This window comes from Luteimonas sp. Soil_N_1 (assembly GCF_057656255.1).
The window spans coordinates 193,103-210,900 of record NZ_JBDGKS010000003.1 but is presented as its reverse complement, the minus strand read 5'-3'; the positions used below and the strand labels follow the sequence as shown (position 1 = coordinate 210,900).

Here is a 17,798-nt window from a genome sequence, read left to right as displayed (position 1 = left end):
GCCTACCTGCGCAGCCTCGACTGGGCACGCACGCTACTTCGTGCGCAGCGCCTGCACCTTGCTCCACTTGTCCAGCTGCGCCCCGACGTCGCTGCCGGGCGCGAATGCATGGCCGTCCACGACCAGGCGCGGGCTCTGCCAGTGCGCCGGTGCGTCGGCAGCATCGATGCCGACATCCACCGCCGGATCGCGACTGCACACGAACACCTTCTGCTTCGAGCTTCCGACGAAGCGCACCAGCCCAAGCTCCGCGTCCATCGTGAGACTGTGGCGATTGAACCGGCCGTACCGCTTCTTCATCTGGGCCAGGTGCTGCTTGGCCGCCTGCTGGATCTTCCGCGACGCCTGGTTGATCCAGACCTTCTGGAAGAACAACCGGCCGCGCAACAACATCCACCAGTCCAGTCGAAGCGACGCCCATCCACCGAGCACGAACGAGATCTGTTCCAGCGACCCGGCCGAAGGCGTTTCGACGATGACGCCCTTCGGTTTGTCGGCGCTCTGCAGCGCGTGGTGCGGCCCCACCTCGCGGAAGCGGTAGGACGTCCGGCCTGTTTGTCTGAGCACCGAGTAGCTGTACACCGGCGCCGAATTGCTCACCGCCACCTGTGCGGTGCCGTACGACGTGCCCCCGGCGCCATAACTCGTCACCGGGACGCTCTGGTACGTGGTGTAGCTGCCGCCGCCCCAGCGCTCTTCCGTACGCGTGTCCGGCGTTGTCTCGCACAGCATCCGGCCACGCGGCATCACGCGGGTGGAATAACCGTCTTGCAGCGACGTGTGGTCGCCACCGTCCTCGATGAGGATGTCGTTCGCCTTGAACGTGCGGCGCACCGCCATCGTCATCAGCACCACGAGCGTGAGCGCGAACAGGCCCGCCAGCCACCAGGTCGGCTGACCCGCCCCCGGGACGAATCGCATCACCGGCGCCAGAACGAGCGCGCCTGTGGCGCCGAACACGAACGTCCAGAACGTTCCGCGGACGACGAACCACCACGCCAGCCACATCGGCACGAGCGGCATTGCGATCACGGCGAGTACTGTCACGACGGCGGTAATGGCGACCACCCACCATTCGAAGCCCTGCACCTCGGTTGCTGCGAGCACCGCGACGATCTCCTGGCCCTTCGCCCACAGGCTTCCGGCCTGCGGAGGTCCGAACGCACTGCTCAGCCACAAGTGCCCTGCGTAGGTGACGGCCAGCATGCAGGCCATGCGCACGAGCACACTCATGCGCGCCACCCTGTCATCGATCGATTGCGCTTGCCTGCGCGCGCGGCCAGTGCCGCGCTCCCTTCGGAACGCCATCCGTGCATCACATCCCCCTGTGATCGCATGCAGTGCGGAACCACTGCATTTCCCCGGCGCCGATGATGGCCGAACCCGTGGCGTCTGTGTAGGCGGGCGCACCTTGGGACCGGCTGGATGCGAAGACGACCGTGCCCGGCCGGCGCACGGACCCGCCGCAGCCGGCGACAAAGGAGCGGCCGGAGCATAGGGTCTCCGACGCAGGCCCGATGCCGCTACTGCAGGCGCCGCGCCCTCGTCATCGCGTCGATGGCTTCGACGGTCGCGGCATGTGGATCACGTGCCGGCGGAAGTTGAGCACCGTCCCGGGCATCGCGTCGGTCAGCAGGAACACGACCGGCACACCCGGTTCCGCGTCCTGGATCACGTCGGCGCTGAAGCCATGCGATCGCAGAACGGCAGCGGCGTCTTCGGCCTGTACGACGGGATCGTCGGCGACCAGGCCGATGGCCGATGTCGCGCCCTGCAGCCTGCGTGTCACGTCGGGCGCGGACCAGTTGATGATCGTGCCGTCGAACAGGATCGATCGCAGCACGCCACCGGTATCGAACCGGAACCGTTCCCGCAGCCCGTTGCGGGCCAGCACTTCGACGATCGCCGCTTTGGCCTCCGGCGAAGCGGCCGCGAAGATCCGCGAGCCGCCGTCGGGAAACGGCAATGGATTGCGACCGTTCGCCAACAGCCCGGTCCAGGTCGCGAGCGCGACGAATGCAACGCACCCGATCGCCAACAGCCATTTCGGAACGAACATCGGTGTGTCCCCTGCGCTGGATCGCAAACACGTCTGCCGGAAGAACGGCGTTCGCGCGCCGCAGCGGCCAGACCGTCGCGTGGCACTCGCACACCCGTCCATGCAACCGTCACGCCATCCGGCAGGGTGTCTTCCGGCTGACGCGCCCCACACCCGGTGCCGCTACGTTGGGCGCCCTTCCAACGCGCACGCATCCGATGGCCATCGCCCGCTGTGCCGCTGCCTGTGTGCTGCTGATCGCGAACGCCGCGGCGACCGCACAGACCCCCGACGTCGAACGCGATGTGCGCACTGCCGACGCCGCGTTCTGGAATGCCTACAACGCCTGCGACATGACGGCGATCGGCGCGCTGCTGACCGAAGACGTCGAGTTCTATCACGACACAACCGGGCGCACGACGTCGCGCGCAGGCGTCGTGGATTCGTTGCGCAACGGTCCCTGCGCGACGCCCGACCTGCGCGTGCGACGCGAGGTCATCGACGACAGCCTGGCCTTCCATCCACTGGCCGACGGCTACGCGATTCTCTCCGGGCGCCATCATTTCCACGTGCGCCACGGCGATATGCAGGAGCGTCTGGACGGGCAGGCCGGGTTCACGAATCTCTGGCGATTCCAGGACGGCCGCTGGCAGATGCACCGGGTCCTGAGCTACGCACATGGGCCGGCGCCGTACACACCACCGCCGGCACTCCTGCTGCCTGCCGCGACGCTCGCGGCCTACGCAGGCCGGTATCGATCCGCGCACATCGGCGCGATCTCGGTCACCGTCGAAGGCGATCACCTTCAGCTGACCGCAGGTGATTTCGTCGTGGCGCTGTATCCAGAGTCCGCGACCCGTTTCTTCGCGAAGGAACGGGATCTTCGCTTCGAATTCGAAACAGCCACCGCGTCATCGCCGGATGCGCTGACCGTCTTCGAGAACGGCGTGCAGAGCGAGCGCGCCGTCCGGGAGCGATGAGCGCCTGCGATCGGCTTGAGGCGTCGTACGAAGCGGCTGCGTGTCGAACACGCGCCGCCCTGCGTCACGCAACGGTGGGCGGCTCGACCAGCGGATGCTCGCCCGGCAGCGGGCGCAGGTTGCCGGCCGCGCTTTCACGTTTGTCGATGATCTCGCTGGCCAGCTTGTCCGCCGCCACCCGGTGCTGCAGCGACTTGCACAGTGCGATGCCGGCATGGGTGAGCCGCACGCCGTCCTCGTGATCCTCGACAAGCGCGCCTTCGATCAGCCGCCGTGTCATCTCCGCTTCCACCGGCGTCGTTTCGCTGGCCTGGCTGATCTGCTGCAGGACGTCGAGAAGCGCGAGGTCTTCCAACGGAATCGGGTCGATCATGAGTGCGTGGCCGGCGGATGGAGGGCGGCAGTATGCGCCGCTGCGGGCCTGCCGGCGGCGGCTGTGCATGCACAGCGCGGTTCCGGTGGCAGCGACTGCTGACGCGGTTCAGCCAGACAGCCCGTGCCTGCGGCGGAAGGCGACCCAATGCCGGGGTCTGGGGCTCAGGGCATCTGGCGCCGCAGTTGCGCGCCACACCCGCAATCGCGGCCCTTCCACTCAGGCCGTGTCGACGGCCGCCAACGTGTCCAGCTTCGGCGCCCAGTCGCCCGGCCCCAGCACTGCCTCGACCAGATGTTCAAGTGGATACCCCAACGCGTCGATCGCGGCGGCACTGCCGGCGTCGCGCCTGTCCGCGCTCGCCGCGAATGCGCGGAACGCGGCCTCGTCCTCGCGCGCGGCGAGTGCGGTGATCGCCTGCGCCAGCGCGTAGGCCAGCTCGACGCCTTCGCCCGCGGACTGGAACACGTCGCCCGACCAGAACGCCTGGATCGTCGTCGCGTCCCACCAGTCCGCGTGCCGCGCAGCCATCTCCTCCGGGCTGTACAGCGCCAGGCGCGGGTCGGCGAGCCGGGGCAGCAAGGTGCGCTCCACGTTCACCGCGAAACCTTCGTGCAACCAGTCCGGCATCGGCAGGTGCGCCAGCAGCGCGTGCGTCAGCTCGTGGACGACGACCGCCTCCAGTTCGTCCAGCCCGTCGTGCCAGCTCGCGAAATGTCCGTAACCGGCATTGATGAAAACGCCACTGGACATCGGCGCGTCGTCGTCTGCGTTCTGGTACTGCGAGAGGTAGGCGTAGTAGTCGTCCTGGCTGGCGAACACCAGCACGACGTGGCGCCCCAGTCCGTCATCGCTGGCCAGAGGCCCCAGGCTCGCCTTGATCGCCCGCAGCGCCTGCGTGCAACTGCGCAGCACCAGTGCGGCCTCGCGAGCCGATTGCGCCGAGAGCAGCAGGAAGTCGGTCGTGCCGGTCTGCCGGTAGTCAGCAGGCAACGCATCGGCCAGCACGTCGAGCCAGTGCGCCGCTGCCGCGTCGTAGTGGTCGTGCAGCCATGCATCGTCCGCATCGTCGGGAAGCCCGGCGCCCATCGCCGACCAGTCCGGCACGGGCAACGCCATGCCGGTGCGCCAATGCATCTGCACAGGTCTGCGTGCCTCCACGGCGCGCGTCTCCGGCACCGTCTGCGTCGCGCGCGTTTTCCGTCCCAACAGCCAGCCGAGCATCCTGCTCCTCCCCCGATTCCGTCGCGCATCCTCGCACGCCGAACGGCGCGCCTGCTGTGACCGCCTGCCTGTTGACGCGTCGGGAAACCCGGTGCGGCGCCCTTCCCCGACGTCGGTCGCAGACGGGAATCCAACCTTCAGGTGGACACCCGGCTCGATCCAACGCATCCGACAGCACCCGGTCGTCAGGCTCGCACGCGAGCCGCACCCGCACCGTCATCACGCCGATGCACATGCCACCGGGATGTCCCGCGTCGCGTCCGGTGTGCATCCTCGAGGCGCCGACACTGCGGCTGCCTTGCGCCCGACGCCAGGCAGGTGTCGGTGTGCGCACCGCTGCGCGGCACGGATTTTCCAGTCACACGTCGGGGCAGGAAAATCCTGCACTGCAACGCCCAAAGAAAATGCCGCACACCCGAAGGTGCGCGGCATCTGCATGGCACAACCTGATCTGCGGTGCGTGCGGACCGGGCCCGTAAGCCCGACCCGCAGCAACCCGGATCAGCGGTTGGCCGGCGCGGTGGTCAGACCGGTGGTCACCACGTTCGTCACGCCTTCGATCTCACGCGCGATGCGGGTGGCCTCGGCGATCTGCGCCTGCTGATCGACATTGCCGGTCAGCGTCACGACGCCATTGACGGTTTCGACCTGGATGTCGAGACCCGAGACGTCGGAATCCGCCAGCAGCGAGGACTTCACCTTGGTGGTGATCCAGGTGTCGGTACCCGGCTGCTCGGAATCCATACCGTCGTTCATGCCGGTCGCGGTGGTGCCAGCCGGTGTGGTGTCGGCCGGTGCGGTGACAGGCGGCGGCGTCTGCATCGCCGGATCGTTGGCCGGTGCCATGGCCGGGTCATCGACAGCACGGTCGTTCGAGCAGCCGACGGCGAGCGCCAGCATGGAGGACATCGCGATGGCGAGCGGGATACGGGCAATATTGGAAGTCATCTAGAACTCCAGCGTCTGGGGTGTGGCGCCGAGTGTCGACGGTGCGATGCGTGGTGCGCGTGACGGAACGTCCTGAATATGCGAACGCACGTTTACGTTCGTGACACCGTCGCGAAGAAACTCCACCTACGGCCACTGCGCGCTTCCTCACGCATGGCGCTTGCGCACCAACCGTTACCCTTTCGCCGCAGAGGGGGTCACCGCATGACCCGCCCTTGAGTGCGTGCGCCGCCGGCTTCAGGCGCCCAGCAGTTCGACGTCGAACTTCAGCGTGGCATTGGGCGGGATGACGCCACCGGCACCGCGTGCGCCGTAACCCAGGCTGGCCGGAATGATCAGCGTGCGCTGGCCGCCTTCCTTCATGCCCTGCACGCCTTCGTCCCAGCCCTTGATGACCATGCCGCCGCCCAGGGAAAAGATGAAAGGCTCGTCGCGATCCTTGCTCGAATCGAACTTCGCGCCCTGCACGCCGTTCTCGTACAGCCAGCCCGTGTAATGCACGGTCACATTGCGGCCGGGCTGCGCTTCCTTGCCCGTGCCGACGACGGTGTCTTCGTACTGCAGGCCGGACGGCGTGGTGATTGAGGTCATGGCGGGATCCTTGTCGAATGCGGAAACGGGCGCGCAGTTTAGCGGGCGGGTTGGGCTCCGGCATTCTGAAACGGGTTCTGACTTGCAGCCCCACCGCTCTCCTAGCAGCACGTCGTGCTTGAAAGCCGTCAGTCGCGATGCTCCAGCGCATCCGTGAGCACCATCGTGTACAGCTCATGCGTCAGTCGCATGCGGACAGCGATAACGCCGATCCACCAGGTGACGACGAGAAACGGCGCCAGTACGCCCTGCCAGAGCGGCACGTCAGCGAGCGATTCGATCCCGAGGCCATCGACCTCGCGCAGCAGGAAGAACGCCGCGACCAGCACTGGCAGGATGCCGGCGCGCTCGATTCCACCCATCAGCAACACCAGTTTCGATCCAAGGCGCTCGTGGGAGAACCGCGCGAAGTTGCGGTGTGCTTCCAGCTCGGTACGGGGGAACGTCTGCAGCCACGTCCGCAACCCGCGGAACTGCGCGAGATCGTGGTCGCTCTGCTCTACAAGCTTGATGCGCCAGTGCCAGAACTCGCGTGCCATGACAATGAGGCCACGAAGAATACCGGGCGCGTACAACACACCCGCGCTCCACACGCCAATCTGCGCCATCCGCACCATCCACCACTGCGGTATCAGGAACTGCACCAGCAGAAACGGCAGCAGTCCGAAGACGATCGCAATCGATCCGAGGATGTTGAGCCAAAAAATGATGCGCGGCGTCTTGAGTATCGAGCCGGAGCCGTCCGACATCGCTTCAATGCGCGCGTCCAAGATGGCGAAGCTCAGTGCAAGCGGCCGACCATCCAAGCCAAATACTTCCTTGCGTTTAAATCCGTCGAGTGCGACGTCCATAAGTGAACCAAGCAATACGAGCTTGCTAGGCCACTACCTTAAGCAAACCCACAGCACTCGCCACTTACTAAATAAATCTCCAAAAGAAACGCTTTCTACATATTCTAAAATTGCTACTTCGCTGCCTTCGAATAATCCAAAACCACTTCGTTGATCCGCTCGAGCAGAGGATCAAACCCAGAAAAATCAATGCTACTGCTGTTCTTAGCGACTACATTGACCGCAAATGCTGACTTACCATACTCACTCGCATCGTCAAGCTCCTTACCTTTATTAAAGGTTTTACCAGACAACTTTATTTCCAATGCTTTACTGTCGAAAAGACACTCGATATCGGTGTCCTTCTTCTTATCCACCGGAGGTGTCGGGACTACGTACACGTTACCCACCACATGTATAAAATTCGCGAACCCTTTGGGCTTCTTCTTCTTCGTTATCCCAGATATCGCTTCATAGATCTTTGTGGATCCTGAGTCATTATCGATAACTATAATTACTGGATGCTGGGGCCTGGGCAGCGACTCCCATCTATGCAAGTTGTCAGAGTAATTTTTAAGAAGCTTGCAGATTCCGCCGACGCCACCTGATATCCCCATTACATCGCTCGTTCGGCGATCTGAATACTTGAAGAACCTTAGCCTAGGTTTAGGCGGATCAGCTGCCTCGATCAGTAGCGGAAACTTTTTGAATCTAGATCGCAGAGCACAGCGCAGATAAATATTATCAGTCTTACCTTCACAAACGATAATTGGCTCGTTAGGAATGTAGAAGTTGTAATAAAACATGAAGTCCCGGAACAATTTTACCCGCCCCTTAGGCATCTCCTCCGAATCGTCGTTCAGCTTTCGCAGCGAAACACTGAATCGATCAACCCAGTCAATATGCGTAAGACGACCCAAGAGCTGCTTTGGCGAGCCTGGCATCTTATTTACTAACTCAACTCCGGCCGCGTCAACAAATTTATACTCGAACTCAAATGCTCCAGTTTTGAAAGTCCGATCCACCATGGCTCTGGTGCGTTTTCTGTAGGCGGCAGACACATTGACCTTCTCGTTCACAGTAATCCCAGTCACGTCCTGCCTGGAATCCCTGTACTGCATCCTTGTTTTCTTGTCATTTATGGAGAATCCGCTTCTCTCTACGACCTCAAGCAGCTTTCCGCCAACTTCCCAATCACTTCCACCAAGCGGATTAATCGCGAATATACCTGGAAAACTTGGACGGTTCGTACTAAACGTAAGATCGTCAGCGTATCTAGTGTAATTTACGCCGGATTTAGCCGCAAGAAATGCAAGTCTCGTGTCCATAGAATGGACAATTAGATTGGAAATCACGGGAGAACAGGGACTACCCTGCGGAATCGCCCCTTGATAGCACGCAATATGAGCAATTATTTCCGCCACCTTCGATGGCAGCATGAAATTCTTGTTCTTAGAAAAAAAGGCCCGCACTCGACCAAAATGTATTGCGCCGAAGAAGTTTTCCAAGTCTACATTGAATACAAAGCGGCGCCCCACATGTGGGCGCGCGTTAGTCAATATCGTGTGGTGGCGCTTGAAGCCGTGCGCAATCCCGAAATTCTTAGGGCCTTCCGGATGACCGTCTATAAGAGATATTTCGTTCTGGCAATCCTGCAACAAAACGGAAAGCCTAGATTGGATCAACTTAAGATGCTTCTCGGGAGCGGAAATCACACGCACCCCGCCATGCCTCTTCTTTATCTCAAAGGACGTATACCAAACAGTCCTTTTATCTTTCTTGTAGAGCTGCATCGCCAGCACCGATGGCTTCAAACCAAGAAGAGGCGCCAGCTGCCGAAGACTCCCGACACTTCTAAGCGAATCTAAAGCAGGCGTAACAATAGCTTTCTTCATCATCTGCCAAATCCGCATCTAAATAAAGAGGACTCGCGGATACTCCCTGGCTGATACATCGCGCCATACGTTGAACAGAGGACATCCGAGGGCATATCTCCGGACATTTTTTTCACATGCCACGAAACAATGGCAAAAAATCTATCCGCGAGTCCGGATAAAAGTCTAACATTAAATGGCTGACCGCCAAACATGATTCTGAAATTTTCAAGACTGACCGAAGAGGCCCTAAAAGTTATCCGTCCGACTTCTAAGGCGAATGCCTGGTCTGATCTATTACCCGTACTTCGAATACCCACGGTTCAAACACGTCGCACACCCATCCATCAGCACCAGCCCTTTCGTGCTGCACTTGTGGCAAATGGTCGCGGACGGCGGAAAGCTCGCGCCGTCGCCGGTGATCTCATGTCTTCGGGATGCTCGTCGGCACGGCTGAGCGCGCGCGGCGCACCGCTCACGTCACTCTTTTTTTTGAGCCTTCGCGTCGGGCGATCTGCTTGCGGTTCTCGGCGATCAGGGCTTTCTTCGCGTCGGACATTTCCGGGTCGTGCATCATGCTGATGGACTTGAGGTGGCACTTGAGGATCATGCCGAGCTCGACGACCAGCGACGGCATGTACACGCCACCGGCTTTGAAATAGCCGCCCTTGGGGTCAAACACGGCGCACATTTCCTCGACCGGGAATGTCACGTCGCTGCCTTTACGGCGCACGGCGGACATGATGCGCGTCAGCGCGACGATCCACTGGAAGTGGTCAGTCGACTTCGAGTCGATGATGCGCGCGGGCTGAGGAAATGCGGCGAGCTGCGGCCCTCGCCTCAACCCCTCTCCCCGAGGGAGAGGGGCTTCAAGCAGATGGATCAGGCCTTACTTCGACGCGCGCTTGGCGGCGCCCTTCTTTGCGGCAACCGAACGCTTGGCGGTCTTCACCGTCTTCTTCGCGACGCCCTTGCGGGCAGCGACGCTGCGCTTGGCGGTCGCGGTCTTGGCGGCGGCCTTCTTCGCGACCTTCTTCACCGCTTTCTTGACGGTCTTCTTGGTCGCGTTGACCTTGCGGGTGGTCGCGGCTTTCTTGGCCGCAGCCTTCTTCGCCGGCGCCTTCTTCGCGACCGACTTCTTGGCTACTGCCTTCTTCGCGACTGCCTTCTTGGCCGTGGCCTTCTTCGCAGTCGCCTTCTTGGCTGTCGTCTTCTTGGCGGCCTTCTTGGCGGCGGTCTTCTTGCCCGCACCTGCACGCTTGGCGGCGGCGATATCGGCCGTCGCGCTTGCCTTGACGGCGGCGAGCTTCTTCTTCACCGCGGACACGCGCTTGCTCACAGCCTTGCTCGCCGTTTCGGCGCGCTTGGTCGCAGCCTTGCGCACCTTGGTCACGCGCTTGGTGACGGTTTTCTCCGCGTCCTGCGCGCTCTTCTTCGCCGACTTGGCGGCGGCGGAAGCGCGCTTCTTGACCTCGGCAACGATTTCCTTCGCCTTCTCGGCGACGTCTTCTGCAGCGTGCGTCAGGGTCTCCGCGACCCCGTTTCCATTGCTCATTGTGGGTGTCCTCGTCAGTGATCGTGTACGGAGCCCAGTGCCCGTGGCGGAAATGTAGCGCGAAGCATGCGCGCGCGGGGCACTCGCTGCGCAGCGATGGATCCGTGGAACGCCGTCCGGTCTGGGGAATGGCATGTGGAATACACAAGGGTTGCATCGGCACCTGCGTCGACACCTGGGCGTCGGGCACGGGAATTTCGAGCGTTCGCGGCGGCGTGTGCGCTCCATCGTCGCGTGCGGTCCGGACGTCGATACGGACCGCGGTGACACTGCCGCCGGTGCGACCTGGCCGGTGGCGTCATCGACCGGAATCCCGCAACGGAATATCGGGACCTCGCAGCCGACACGGGACGCGCGGATGCGCCGGCACCGGCAGGCACTAACATGACGCGTCCTTTCAACACCGATTCAAACGTGGCGCGCCACACTTCAGACCTCGGCGGCGACCGGTGTTGACCGCCCACGTCCGAACTTCCACGCTCGACATCGATCACCACGCACCGCCGACAGGGAATGCTCCATGCGCGCCAAGACCACCCTCCTCGCCCTGACCTGTGCCGCCGCATTCGGTGGTTTCGCCGCGACCGCGATCCGCGACGTGGTGCAACAGCCGGCCGGCGCCGCGCCTGCCCCGGTCGCCGCAGTGCCGACGATGGCGGCGCTGCCGCTGGCGGTCGAAGGCCAGCCGCTCCCGTCGCTGGCGCCGATGCTCAAGACGGTGACGCCGTCGGTGGTGTCGGTCCATACCAAGCAGCGCGTGCGGGTGAGTCCGTTCGGCAACGACCCGTTCTTCCGTCGCATGTTTCCCGAACTGAGCCAGGAGCGGATCAACGAGTCGCTGGGCTCGGGCGTGATCGTCGATGCACAGCAGGGTTATGTGCTGACCAACCACCACGTGATCGAAGGCGCGGACGACGTGTCGGTGACGCTGGCCGACGGCCGCACGGTGGAAGCGGAGTTCATCGGGTCCGACGTCGACACCGACGTGGCACTGATGCGGATCAAGGCCGACAACCTCACCGCGATTCCGCTGGCGCAGGACGCGAACCTGCAGGTCGGCGACTTCGTCGTCGCGGTGGGTAATCCGTTCGGTTTCAGCCAGACGGTGACCTCGGGCATCATTTCCGCGGTCGGCCGCAGCAATGTGCCGGGCGTGGGCTTCCAGAACTTCATCCAGACCGATGCGTCGATCAACCCGGGCAACTCCGGCGGCGCGCTGGTCAACCTGCGCGGCCAGCTGGTGGGCATCAACACCGCGAGCTTCAACACGCAGGGCAGCATGGCCGGCAACATCGGTCTGGGCTTTGCGATTCCGATCGGCCTGGCCCGCAACGTGATGATGCAGCTGGCGACGACCGGCAGCGTGCAGCGCGGCACGCTGGGCATCGACACCCAGACGGTGGATGCGCGCATCGCCCAGGGCCTCGGACTCGACAATCCGCGCGGCGCCGTGGTCACGCGCGTCTACGGTGGCTCGCCGGCGGCGCGCGCGGGTCTGCGTACCGGCGATGTGGTGGTGTCGGCCAATGGCGAACGCATCGACAACAGCGAGTCGTTGCGCAACTTCCAGGGCCTGCAGGCGCTCGACACGCCGGTGGCGCTCGAAGTGCTGCGCGACGGCCGCACGGTCAAGGTGGAGACACGGCTCACCGCGCTGCCGCGCGACGGCGCAAGCGTGGATGCACGCCTGACCGGCGCGACGTTCGCCGACCTGCCCGAAGCCCTGCGTCGCCAGAACCAGCGCGCCGGTGGTGTGCTGGTCGAGAAGGTCGATCCGGCCAGCCGTGCGTTCCAGAGCGGCCTGCGCGATGGCGACCTGATCCTCGCGGCGAACAGCGGCCAGTTCCGCGATCTCGCCGGTTTCCGCGACTCGCTGGCCGACCGGCCATCCGATCTGGTGCTGCGCATTTCACGCCGTGGACGCATCGCCGACGTGATCATGCGTTGACCCCGATCCCCCGTATGTCGCGCCTTTCGCGCGGCATCGTCCAACCGACAGGAGCACCACCATGAGCCCCACTTCGACCGACGCGGTAAAGACCCATCTTGGCGAGGCCGGCTCGCACCTTGCGCAGGCCGCGCGTGATGCCGGTGCCGCCGTCAAGAACGCCGCCAATGTGGCGGGCGACGAGCTCAAGCTCGGCCGCGCGACCGTGAAGTCCGACCTGGCCGACTCGGCGATTGCCGGCGTGGCCGCGTTCGAGGAAGGCGGCAGCGCTGCAAAGGAACAGTACGACGTGATCCTGGACAAGGGCCGCGACCTGGTCGAAAGCGCCGCAGACCTGATCCGCGAACGTCCGATCGCTGCATTCGGCACCGCGTTCGCGGCCGGCTGGATCATCGCCAAGCTCGCGCGCAGCGGCAAGTAAGCGCGCCGTTCCATGACCGAGCGCGTGCCCGGGGAAGACCCGCGCGAGGAACCCGCCGGCAGCGCACAACGTGCGCCCGGCGAAGCACCACACCTCGACGAAAGCATCCGCCGCATCCGTGCGGCGGCGACTGAAACCTTCAGCTCCGGACTCGACAGCGGCCGCGCCCTGCGCAAGCTGGTGTCGGCCGATTTCGCGTTGTCGCGCAGTGCCCTCGGGCGTGCGCTGGCGTGGTCGGCCGTGTCGGTCGTGTTCGGTGCGTCGGCCTGGCTGCTCGCCATGGGCGCAGCGATTGCACTGCTGCAGTCGTGGGGCCTGTCGTGGCTGGCTTCGATTTCCATCGCGACACTGATCAGCCTGATCGTTACCGCGATCGCCGCCTGGCGTGTCTCGGTGTTCTTCGACTACGCCGGCATGCATGCCACGCGTCGTCAGCTCGCGCGCCTGGGCATGTTTTCCGAAGCCGGGCAGGACGATGACGAGGACGAGGATGCCGACCATCCGTCGTCATCGTTTTCGAAGAAGTCGGAGACGGACAAGGTGGGCGCGCCATGAATTTCGAAGGCCTCAAGAACCGCGTCGAACGCGCCGAGTCTCTGGTGGACGGTCGCGCGGTGCAGACCACAGACCGCTACCGCGCCTTGAGCACCAGCTGGCGTGAAGCCTGGACACCGCCGCGCATCGTCATCGCCGGTCTGGTGATGGGCTTCGCCACCGGACATCTGGAACCGCGCCGTGCGCTGACACGTCTCGGCAAGCTGGGCGGACCCAAATCCATCCAGCTGATCAGCGCGCTGTCGGGCCTGCTCACGTCGGTGCAGGCGACCGTGGCTGCGGCGACTGCCGAGAAAGCCGCAGAGACCGCGGACGATGCCGCGCAGACCGCCGATGCCGCTGCGGACAACGTGGCGGCGAAGACCGACGGCACCGCCGACACCCAGGCGGCCGCAGCCGCCGGTGCCGCCGCGGCCGTGCAGGTACAGGCCGCGGCCGGTGCCACGCAGCAGCAAGGTCCTGCACAGCCGGTGCCGACGCCTGACACGGGCGCTGCGGCACCGCGGACGGACCGCGGTCGTCCGGACCCGGTGCTGTCGGAGCAGCCGCGCCCCGCCGAGGCAGCGACCGAGTTGTCGGAATCCGGGCGCTGAGCGCCCGATTCCCTGACCGCCGATGAGCACCCCCGTCAGTCCACCGCCGGAGGACGACGCGCCGCTACCGGTGCCCACACCGGTCACGCCGCGTCCGCGCGCATCGACCGCCATCATCGTGCTGGCCACGCTCGCCGTCCTGGCGACGCTGTGGGCCGCGCAGACGGTGATCCTGCCGATCCTGCTGGCCGTGTTCTTCGCCCTGGTCGGCAATCCGGTATTGCGGGCGCTGCGCCGTCTTTGGATCCCGCGCATGTTGGGCGCCCTGCTCGTACTGAGCATCGGCATCGCCGGCGCCGGCGCACTCGGCCTGCAGCTCTACGGTCCGGCCAGCGAATGGGTGCAGCAGGCACCGAAAACGCTGCGCACGCTTGCGCCCCGCCTCAAGGCGATGACCCAACCGGTACACCAGGCCAGCCAGGCCGCCGAATCTTTCGCACGCGCGACCGAAGATCGTCCGCAGCGCCGCGTGCAGCTCGTGCAGATCCAGGACAACAGCTCGTGGCGCACCATCGTCGCGACGCCGAAGATGCTGGCCTCCGTGCTGGCAGTCGTGCTGCTGACGTTCTTCTTCATGGTCTACGGCGAGAACCTGCAGAAGAACGCGATCGCGATGCTGCCCGACCGGCAGCGGCGCAAGCTGACCGTCGACATCATGCAATCCATCGAGCGCGAGATTTCACGTTACGTGCTGACGATCTCGATCATCAACACCCTGCTCGGCGCCGTGTTCGCCGGCGTGCTGGTGTGGATGCAGCTGCCGCTGCAGGACGCCCTGCTGTGGGGCACCGTCGTCGCGCTGCTGAACTTCGCACCGTATGTCGGCCCGCTGATCGGTGTGCTGCTGATGCTGCTGATGGGCTTCGTCAGCTACGAAGGCACCTGGCCGAACGCGGCCTGGGCGCCGGTGATTCCAGCCGCCGTGTACCTGCTGCTGCACACGATCGAAGGCCAGTTCGTCACCCCGATCGTGCTCGGTCGCCGCATGGCGATCTCCCCGCTGATGCTGATCCTGGCGCTGATGCTGTTCGGCTGGATGTGGGGCATCGTCGGGCTGTTGCTTGCGGTGCCGCTGATCGTCTGCGTGAAACTGGTGCTGGCGCGGGTGGAAGGCTTCGAGGGCTGGGCGCGGCTGCTGGCCTAGTTGTCTGTCTGGTTTCAGATCGACATCGACGGGTGCCCGCGGACGTCGCGACAAGAGCCCGGCATGCACGTCTGCGACTGCAGGGGCTTCAAATCCCACCCGCTACAATGCCCGCATGACGTTCCCGATCCGCGCCATCACCCTCGATCTCGACGACACCCTCTGGCCGTTCGCGCCGATCGGCGCGCGGGTCGAGCAGACACTCGATGCCTTCCTGCGGACACACAGTCCGGCGACCGCGGACATGTATCCGATCGAGAAGATGCGCGATCTGCGCACGCGGGTGTTCGCGGACAACGCGCATCTGATGCATGACCTGTCCGCGCTTCGGCAGCTGACCATCGAACACGCGCTGCGCGACAGTGGCGGCGATCTCGGACTGCTGGATGCGGCGTACGAGGTGTTCTATGCCGAGCGCAACAAGGTCGAGTACTACCCCGACAGCCTCGCCGCGCTCGAGCGCATCGCGGCGCGGGTGCCGGTGGCGGCGGTGACCAACGGCAATGCGGATCTCGATCGCGTCGGTATCGGCCATCTGTTCGCGTTCACCCTCGGCTCGCGCGAGCACGGCGTCGCCAAGCCGGACGCGAGCATCTTCCACGCCGCCTGCGATCGACTCGGCTGCGCGCATGGCGACGTGCTCCACGTTGGCGACCACATCGAGATGGATGTCGCCGGCGCCGCGCGCGCAGGCCTGCGCACCTGCTGGATCAATCGCGAAGACCGGCGCTGGGAGCATCCGACGCTCACGCCCGATCTCGAATTCGACACGCTCACCGCGCTCGCCGACTGGCTCGACGCCGTACCGACCATCGCCGACCGCACCTGACACTGGCTTTCCCATGACCGACACCACGACCGACCTCTTCGCCACCGCCTCGCAGGACGCACGCCCGCTGCACATCGTCGCGCGCGAGGGTTACGCCGCCTGGCGCGACACGCAGCCGGCCGTCGTGCAGGCCTGGCTCGATGCGCAGGCCTTCGACGCGGCGCCCGGTACGTTGGCGCTGCTGCCGGGTGACGGTGGCCTCGAAGGCGCGGTGATCGGCATCGGCGATGCGCGCGACCCGGACAGCTACGCGCATGCGGTCTATGGCCTGCCGGAAGGCGACTGGCGCGTGGCCGGCGCGCACGACGCGGCGACGCTGCAGCTCGGCTGGGGGCTGGGCGCGTACCGCTTCACCCGCTACAAGACGACCGCGCGCAAGCCGGCGCGCCTTGCGGTGGACGTAGCCGATGCCGAGACCGTCGACGTCATCGCCGCAACCACGCGCGTGCGCGATCTGGTCAACACGCCGACCGAGCACATGGGCCCGGAGCAGATGGAAGCCGTGGTCCGTGACATCGCGCAGGCGCACGGCGCGACCTTCGACAGCATCGTCGGAGACGCACTGCTCGACCGGAACTTCCCGGCAATCCACGCGGTCGGCCGCGCCTCGCATCGCGCGCCGCGCCTGCTGCATCTGACCTGGGGCGACGCCGCGCATCCGCACATCGCCATCGTCGGCAAGGGCGTGTGCTTCGACACTGGCGGCCTCGACCTCAAGCCGGCCGACGGCATGCGCAACATGAAGAAGGACATGGGCGGCGCGGCGCACGCGATCGCGCTGGCCGAACTGGTGATGGCGCGCAAGCTGCCGCTGCGCATCACATTGCTGGTGCCGGCGGTCGAGAACGCGATCGGCCCGGATGCGTTCCGTCCGGGCGAAGTCATCGCCACGCGTCAGGGCATCAGCGTCGAGATCGACAACACCGACGCCGAAGGCCGTCTGGTGCTGTGCGATGCGCTGACCTTCGCCGGCGAGCAGTCGCCGGACACGATTCTCGATTTCGCCACGCTCACGGGCGCGGCGCGCATCGCGCTCGGCCCGGATCTGCCCGCGCTGTTCTCCAACAACGATGCGCTGGCGAACGCCTGGATGGCGGGTGGCGAAGCGACGCGTGACCCGGTGTGGCGCATGCCTTTGTGGCGGCCGTACCTGCGTTACCTCACCAGCGGCATCGCCGATCTCGCCAACGCGGGCTCACGCATGGCCGGCGCAGTCACCGCGGCGCTGTATCTCGAGCGGTTCGTGCCGGCGGAGACACCGTGGGCGCACCTCGACACCTACGCCTGGAACGACAGCAGCCGCGCGGGCCATCCGCAGGGCGGCGAGGCACTGGGCCTGCGCGCGGCGTGGGCCTTGCTGAAGTCGCGCGTCTGAGGCTGCGTCAGCGCAGCCAGCCGCGGCGCGCAGCGCCGCGTGCGAACAGCCACACCGCTGCAACCATCAGGATCAACAACAGCGGCAGACCCGCGCCGCGCATCCCGGTCAGCGCCCAGACCGGCGTGAGTGCGTAACTGGCCGCCATCTGCACGACAATCGCGACGAACGACACCAGCAGCATCGGCTCCGCCCAGCGGCGTGCGAACAGCAGGGCGACCGAGCCGGCCGCGCCCGTCAATGTCGCCAGCCCGAACACGCCGTAGATCCACATCGGCATCGCCGCATTGATCTGCTGCTGGTCCAACGGCAGCGCGGCACGCTGCTCGGGCGTCATCGAGATCTGCAGGACGAACACCAGCAGGCCGAACAGGTTCCACAGCAGCGCGATCAGCGCGACCACGCGGGCGCCCAGGGGCATGGAGGTCTGCATCGGTCTGGTCCTCGGGTCACACGGCGGCGGTGGCATAGCGTAGCAGCGTGTCGCATGCGGACCTGCCGGCAGTCCGCAGCCTGAAGC

General features: G+C 64.9%; 18 protein-coding genes and 1 pseudogene. 8 read left to right on the top strand and 11 right to left on the bottom strand.

Annotated features, from left to right (window positions below):
• Positions 1–33: 33 nt before the first annotated feature.
• Positions 34–1,233 carry a hypothetical protein gene (locus AC3A4E_RS16780; RefSeq protein ID WP_487632620.1) on the bottom strand — a complete coding sequence of 400 codons (1,200 nt, stop codon included), beginning with the start codon at positions 1,231–1,233 and terminating at the stop codon, positions 34–36.
• Positions 1,234–1,546: 313 nt separating this feature from the next.
• Positions 1,547–2,059: a hypothetical protein gene (locus tag AC3A4E_RS16775; RefSeq protein ID WP_487632619.1), complete on the bottom strand. Its 513-nt coding sequence runs from the start codon at positions 2,057–2,059 to the stop codon at positions 1,547–1,549.
• Positions 2,060–2,256: 197 nt separating this feature from the next.
• Here AC3A4E_RS16775 and AC3A4E_RS16770 point away from each other — a divergent pair, with 197 nt between their 5' ends.
• Positions 2,257–3,018 carry a nuclear transport factor 2 family protein gene (locus AC3A4E_RS16770; protein WP_487632618.1) on the top strand — a complete coding sequence of 254 codons (762 nt, stop codon included), beginning with the start codon at positions 2,257–2,259 and terminating at the stop codon, positions 3,016–3,018.
• 64 nt (positions 3,019–3,082) lie between these two features.
• Here AC3A4E_RS16770 and AC3A4E_RS16765 read toward each other — a convergent pair whose 3' ends face one another.
• The 8 genes and pseudogenes from AC3A4E_RS16765 to AC3A4E_RS16730 all read right to left on the bottom strand — a co-directional run bounded on the left by AC3A4E_RS16765 (position 3,083) and on the right by AC3A4E_RS16730 (position 10,413).
• Complete coding sequence (locus tag AC3A4E_RS16765) at positions 3,083–3,460, bottom strand: hypothetical protein (protein WP_487632617.1); 378 nt, start codon at positions 3,458–3,460, stop codon at positions 3,083–3,085.
• Between the two features lie 150 nt (positions 3,461–3,610).
• On the bottom strand, positions 3,611–4,528 hold the full coding sequence (locus tag AC3A4E_RS16760; protein ID WP_487632616.1) for a hypothetical protein: 918 nt from the start codon (positions 4,526–4,528) through the stop codon (positions 3,611–3,613).
• 588 nt (positions 4,529–5,116) lie between these two features.
• A complete protein-coding gene (locus tag AC3A4E_RS16755) occupies positions 5,117–5,563 on the bottom strand; it encodes a BON domain-containing protein (RefSeq protein ID WP_487632615.1) in 447 nt (148 codons plus the stop codon).
• 237 nt (positions 5,564–5,800) lie between these two features.
• Positions 5,801–6,154, bottom strand: a complete 354-nt coding sequence (locus AC3A4E_RS16750; protein WP_487632614.1) for an FKBP-type peptidyl-prolyl cis-trans isomerase — start codon at positions 6,152–6,154, stop codon at positions 5,801–5,803.
• Positions 6,155–6,282: 128 nt separating this feature from the next.
• Positions 6,283–7,005: a hypothetical protein gene (locus AC3A4E_RS16745; RefSeq protein ID WP_487632613.1), complete on the bottom strand. Its 723-nt coding sequence runs from the start codon at positions 7,003–7,005 to the stop codon at positions 6,283–6,285.
• 113 nt (positions 7,006–7,118) lie between these two features.
• Positions 7,119–8,879 carry a retron Ec67 family RNA-directed DNA polymerase/endonuclease gene (locus AC3A4E_RS16740; protein ID WP_487632612.1) on the bottom strand — a complete coding sequence of 587 codons (1,761 nt, stop codon included), beginning with the start codon at positions 8,877–8,879 and terminating at the stop codon, positions 7,119–7,121.
• Between the two features lie 276 nt (positions 8,880–9,155).
• A pseudogene (locus AC3A4E_RS16735) lies at positions 9,156–9,654 on the bottom strand (TSCPD domain-containing protein); the annotation flags it as partial.
• Positions 9,655–9,747: 93 nt separating this feature from the next.
• Positions 9,748–10,413 (bottom strand): hypothetical protein, encoded by a 666-nt coding sequence (locus AC3A4E_RS16730; RefSeq protein WP_487632611.1) that lies wholly within the window; start codon positions 10,411–10,413, stop codon positions 9,748–9,750.
• 520 nt (positions 10,414–10,933) lie between these two features.
• On the opposite strand from AC3A4E_RS16730, the gene AC3A4E_RS16725 reads away from it, so the two are divergent.
• The 7 genes from AC3A4E_RS16725 to AC3A4E_RS16695 all read left to right on the top strand — a co-directional run bounded on the left by AC3A4E_RS16725 (position 10,934) and on the right by AC3A4E_RS16695 (position 17,278).
• The gene (locus tag AC3A4E_RS16725) at positions 10,934–12,361 is read left to right on the top strand and encodes a Do family serine endopeptidase (RefSeq protein ID WP_487632610.1); all 1,428 of its coding nucleotides are present in this window, start codon (positions 10,934–10,936) and stop codon (positions 12,359–12,361) included.
• Between the two features lie 61 nt (positions 12,362–12,422).
• Entirely contained in the window at positions 12,423–12,782 is a 360-nt protein-coding gene (locus tag AC3A4E_RS16720) for a hypothetical protein (protein WP_487632609.1), read from the top strand.
• 12 nt (positions 12,783–12,794) lie between these two features.
• Positions 12,795–13,337 carry a phage holin family protein gene (locus AC3A4E_RS16715; protein WP_487632608.1) on the top strand — a complete coding sequence of 181 codons (543 nt, stop codon included), beginning with the start codon at positions 12,795–12,797 and terminating at the stop codon, positions 13,335–13,337.
• Positions 13,334–13,930, top strand: coding sequence for a protein sip-5 (locus AC3A4E_RS16710; RefSeq protein ID WP_487632607.1), 597 nt, complete (start codon positions 13,334–13,336; stop codon positions 13,928–13,930). Before AC3A4E_RS16715 ends, AC3A4E_RS16710 begins: the two co-directional genes overlap by 4 nt.
• A gap of 22 nt (positions 13,931–13,952) precedes the next feature.
• Positions 13,953–15,074: an AI-2E family transporter gene (locus tag AC3A4E_RS16705; protein WP_487632606.1), complete on the top strand. Its 1,122-nt coding sequence runs from the start codon at positions 13,953–13,955 to the stop codon at positions 15,072–15,074.
• A 115-nt stretch (positions 15,075–15,189) separates the two neighbouring features.
• Positions 15,190–15,903 carry an HAD family hydrolase gene (locus AC3A4E_RS16700; RefSeq protein WP_487632605.1) on the top strand — a complete coding sequence of 238 codons (714 nt, stop codon included), beginning with the start codon at positions 15,190–15,192 and terminating at the stop codon, positions 15,901–15,903.
• A gap of 13 nt (positions 15,904–15,916) precedes the next feature.
• Complete coding sequence (locus AC3A4E_RS16695) at positions 15,917–17,278, top strand: leucyl aminopeptidase family protein (RefSeq protein WP_487632604.1); 1,362 nt, start codon at positions 15,917–15,919, stop codon at positions 17,276–17,278.
• A 7-nt stretch (positions 17,279–17,285) separates the two neighbouring features.
• Here the strand turns inward: AC3A4E_RS16695 and AC3A4E_RS16690 are convergent, their stop codons facing one another.
• Positions 17,286–17,711, bottom strand: coding sequence for a hypothetical protein (locus AC3A4E_RS16690; protein WP_487632603.1), 426 nt, complete (start codon positions 17,709–17,711; stop codon positions 17,286–17,288).
• Positions 17,712–17,798: the final 87 nt, after the last annotated feature.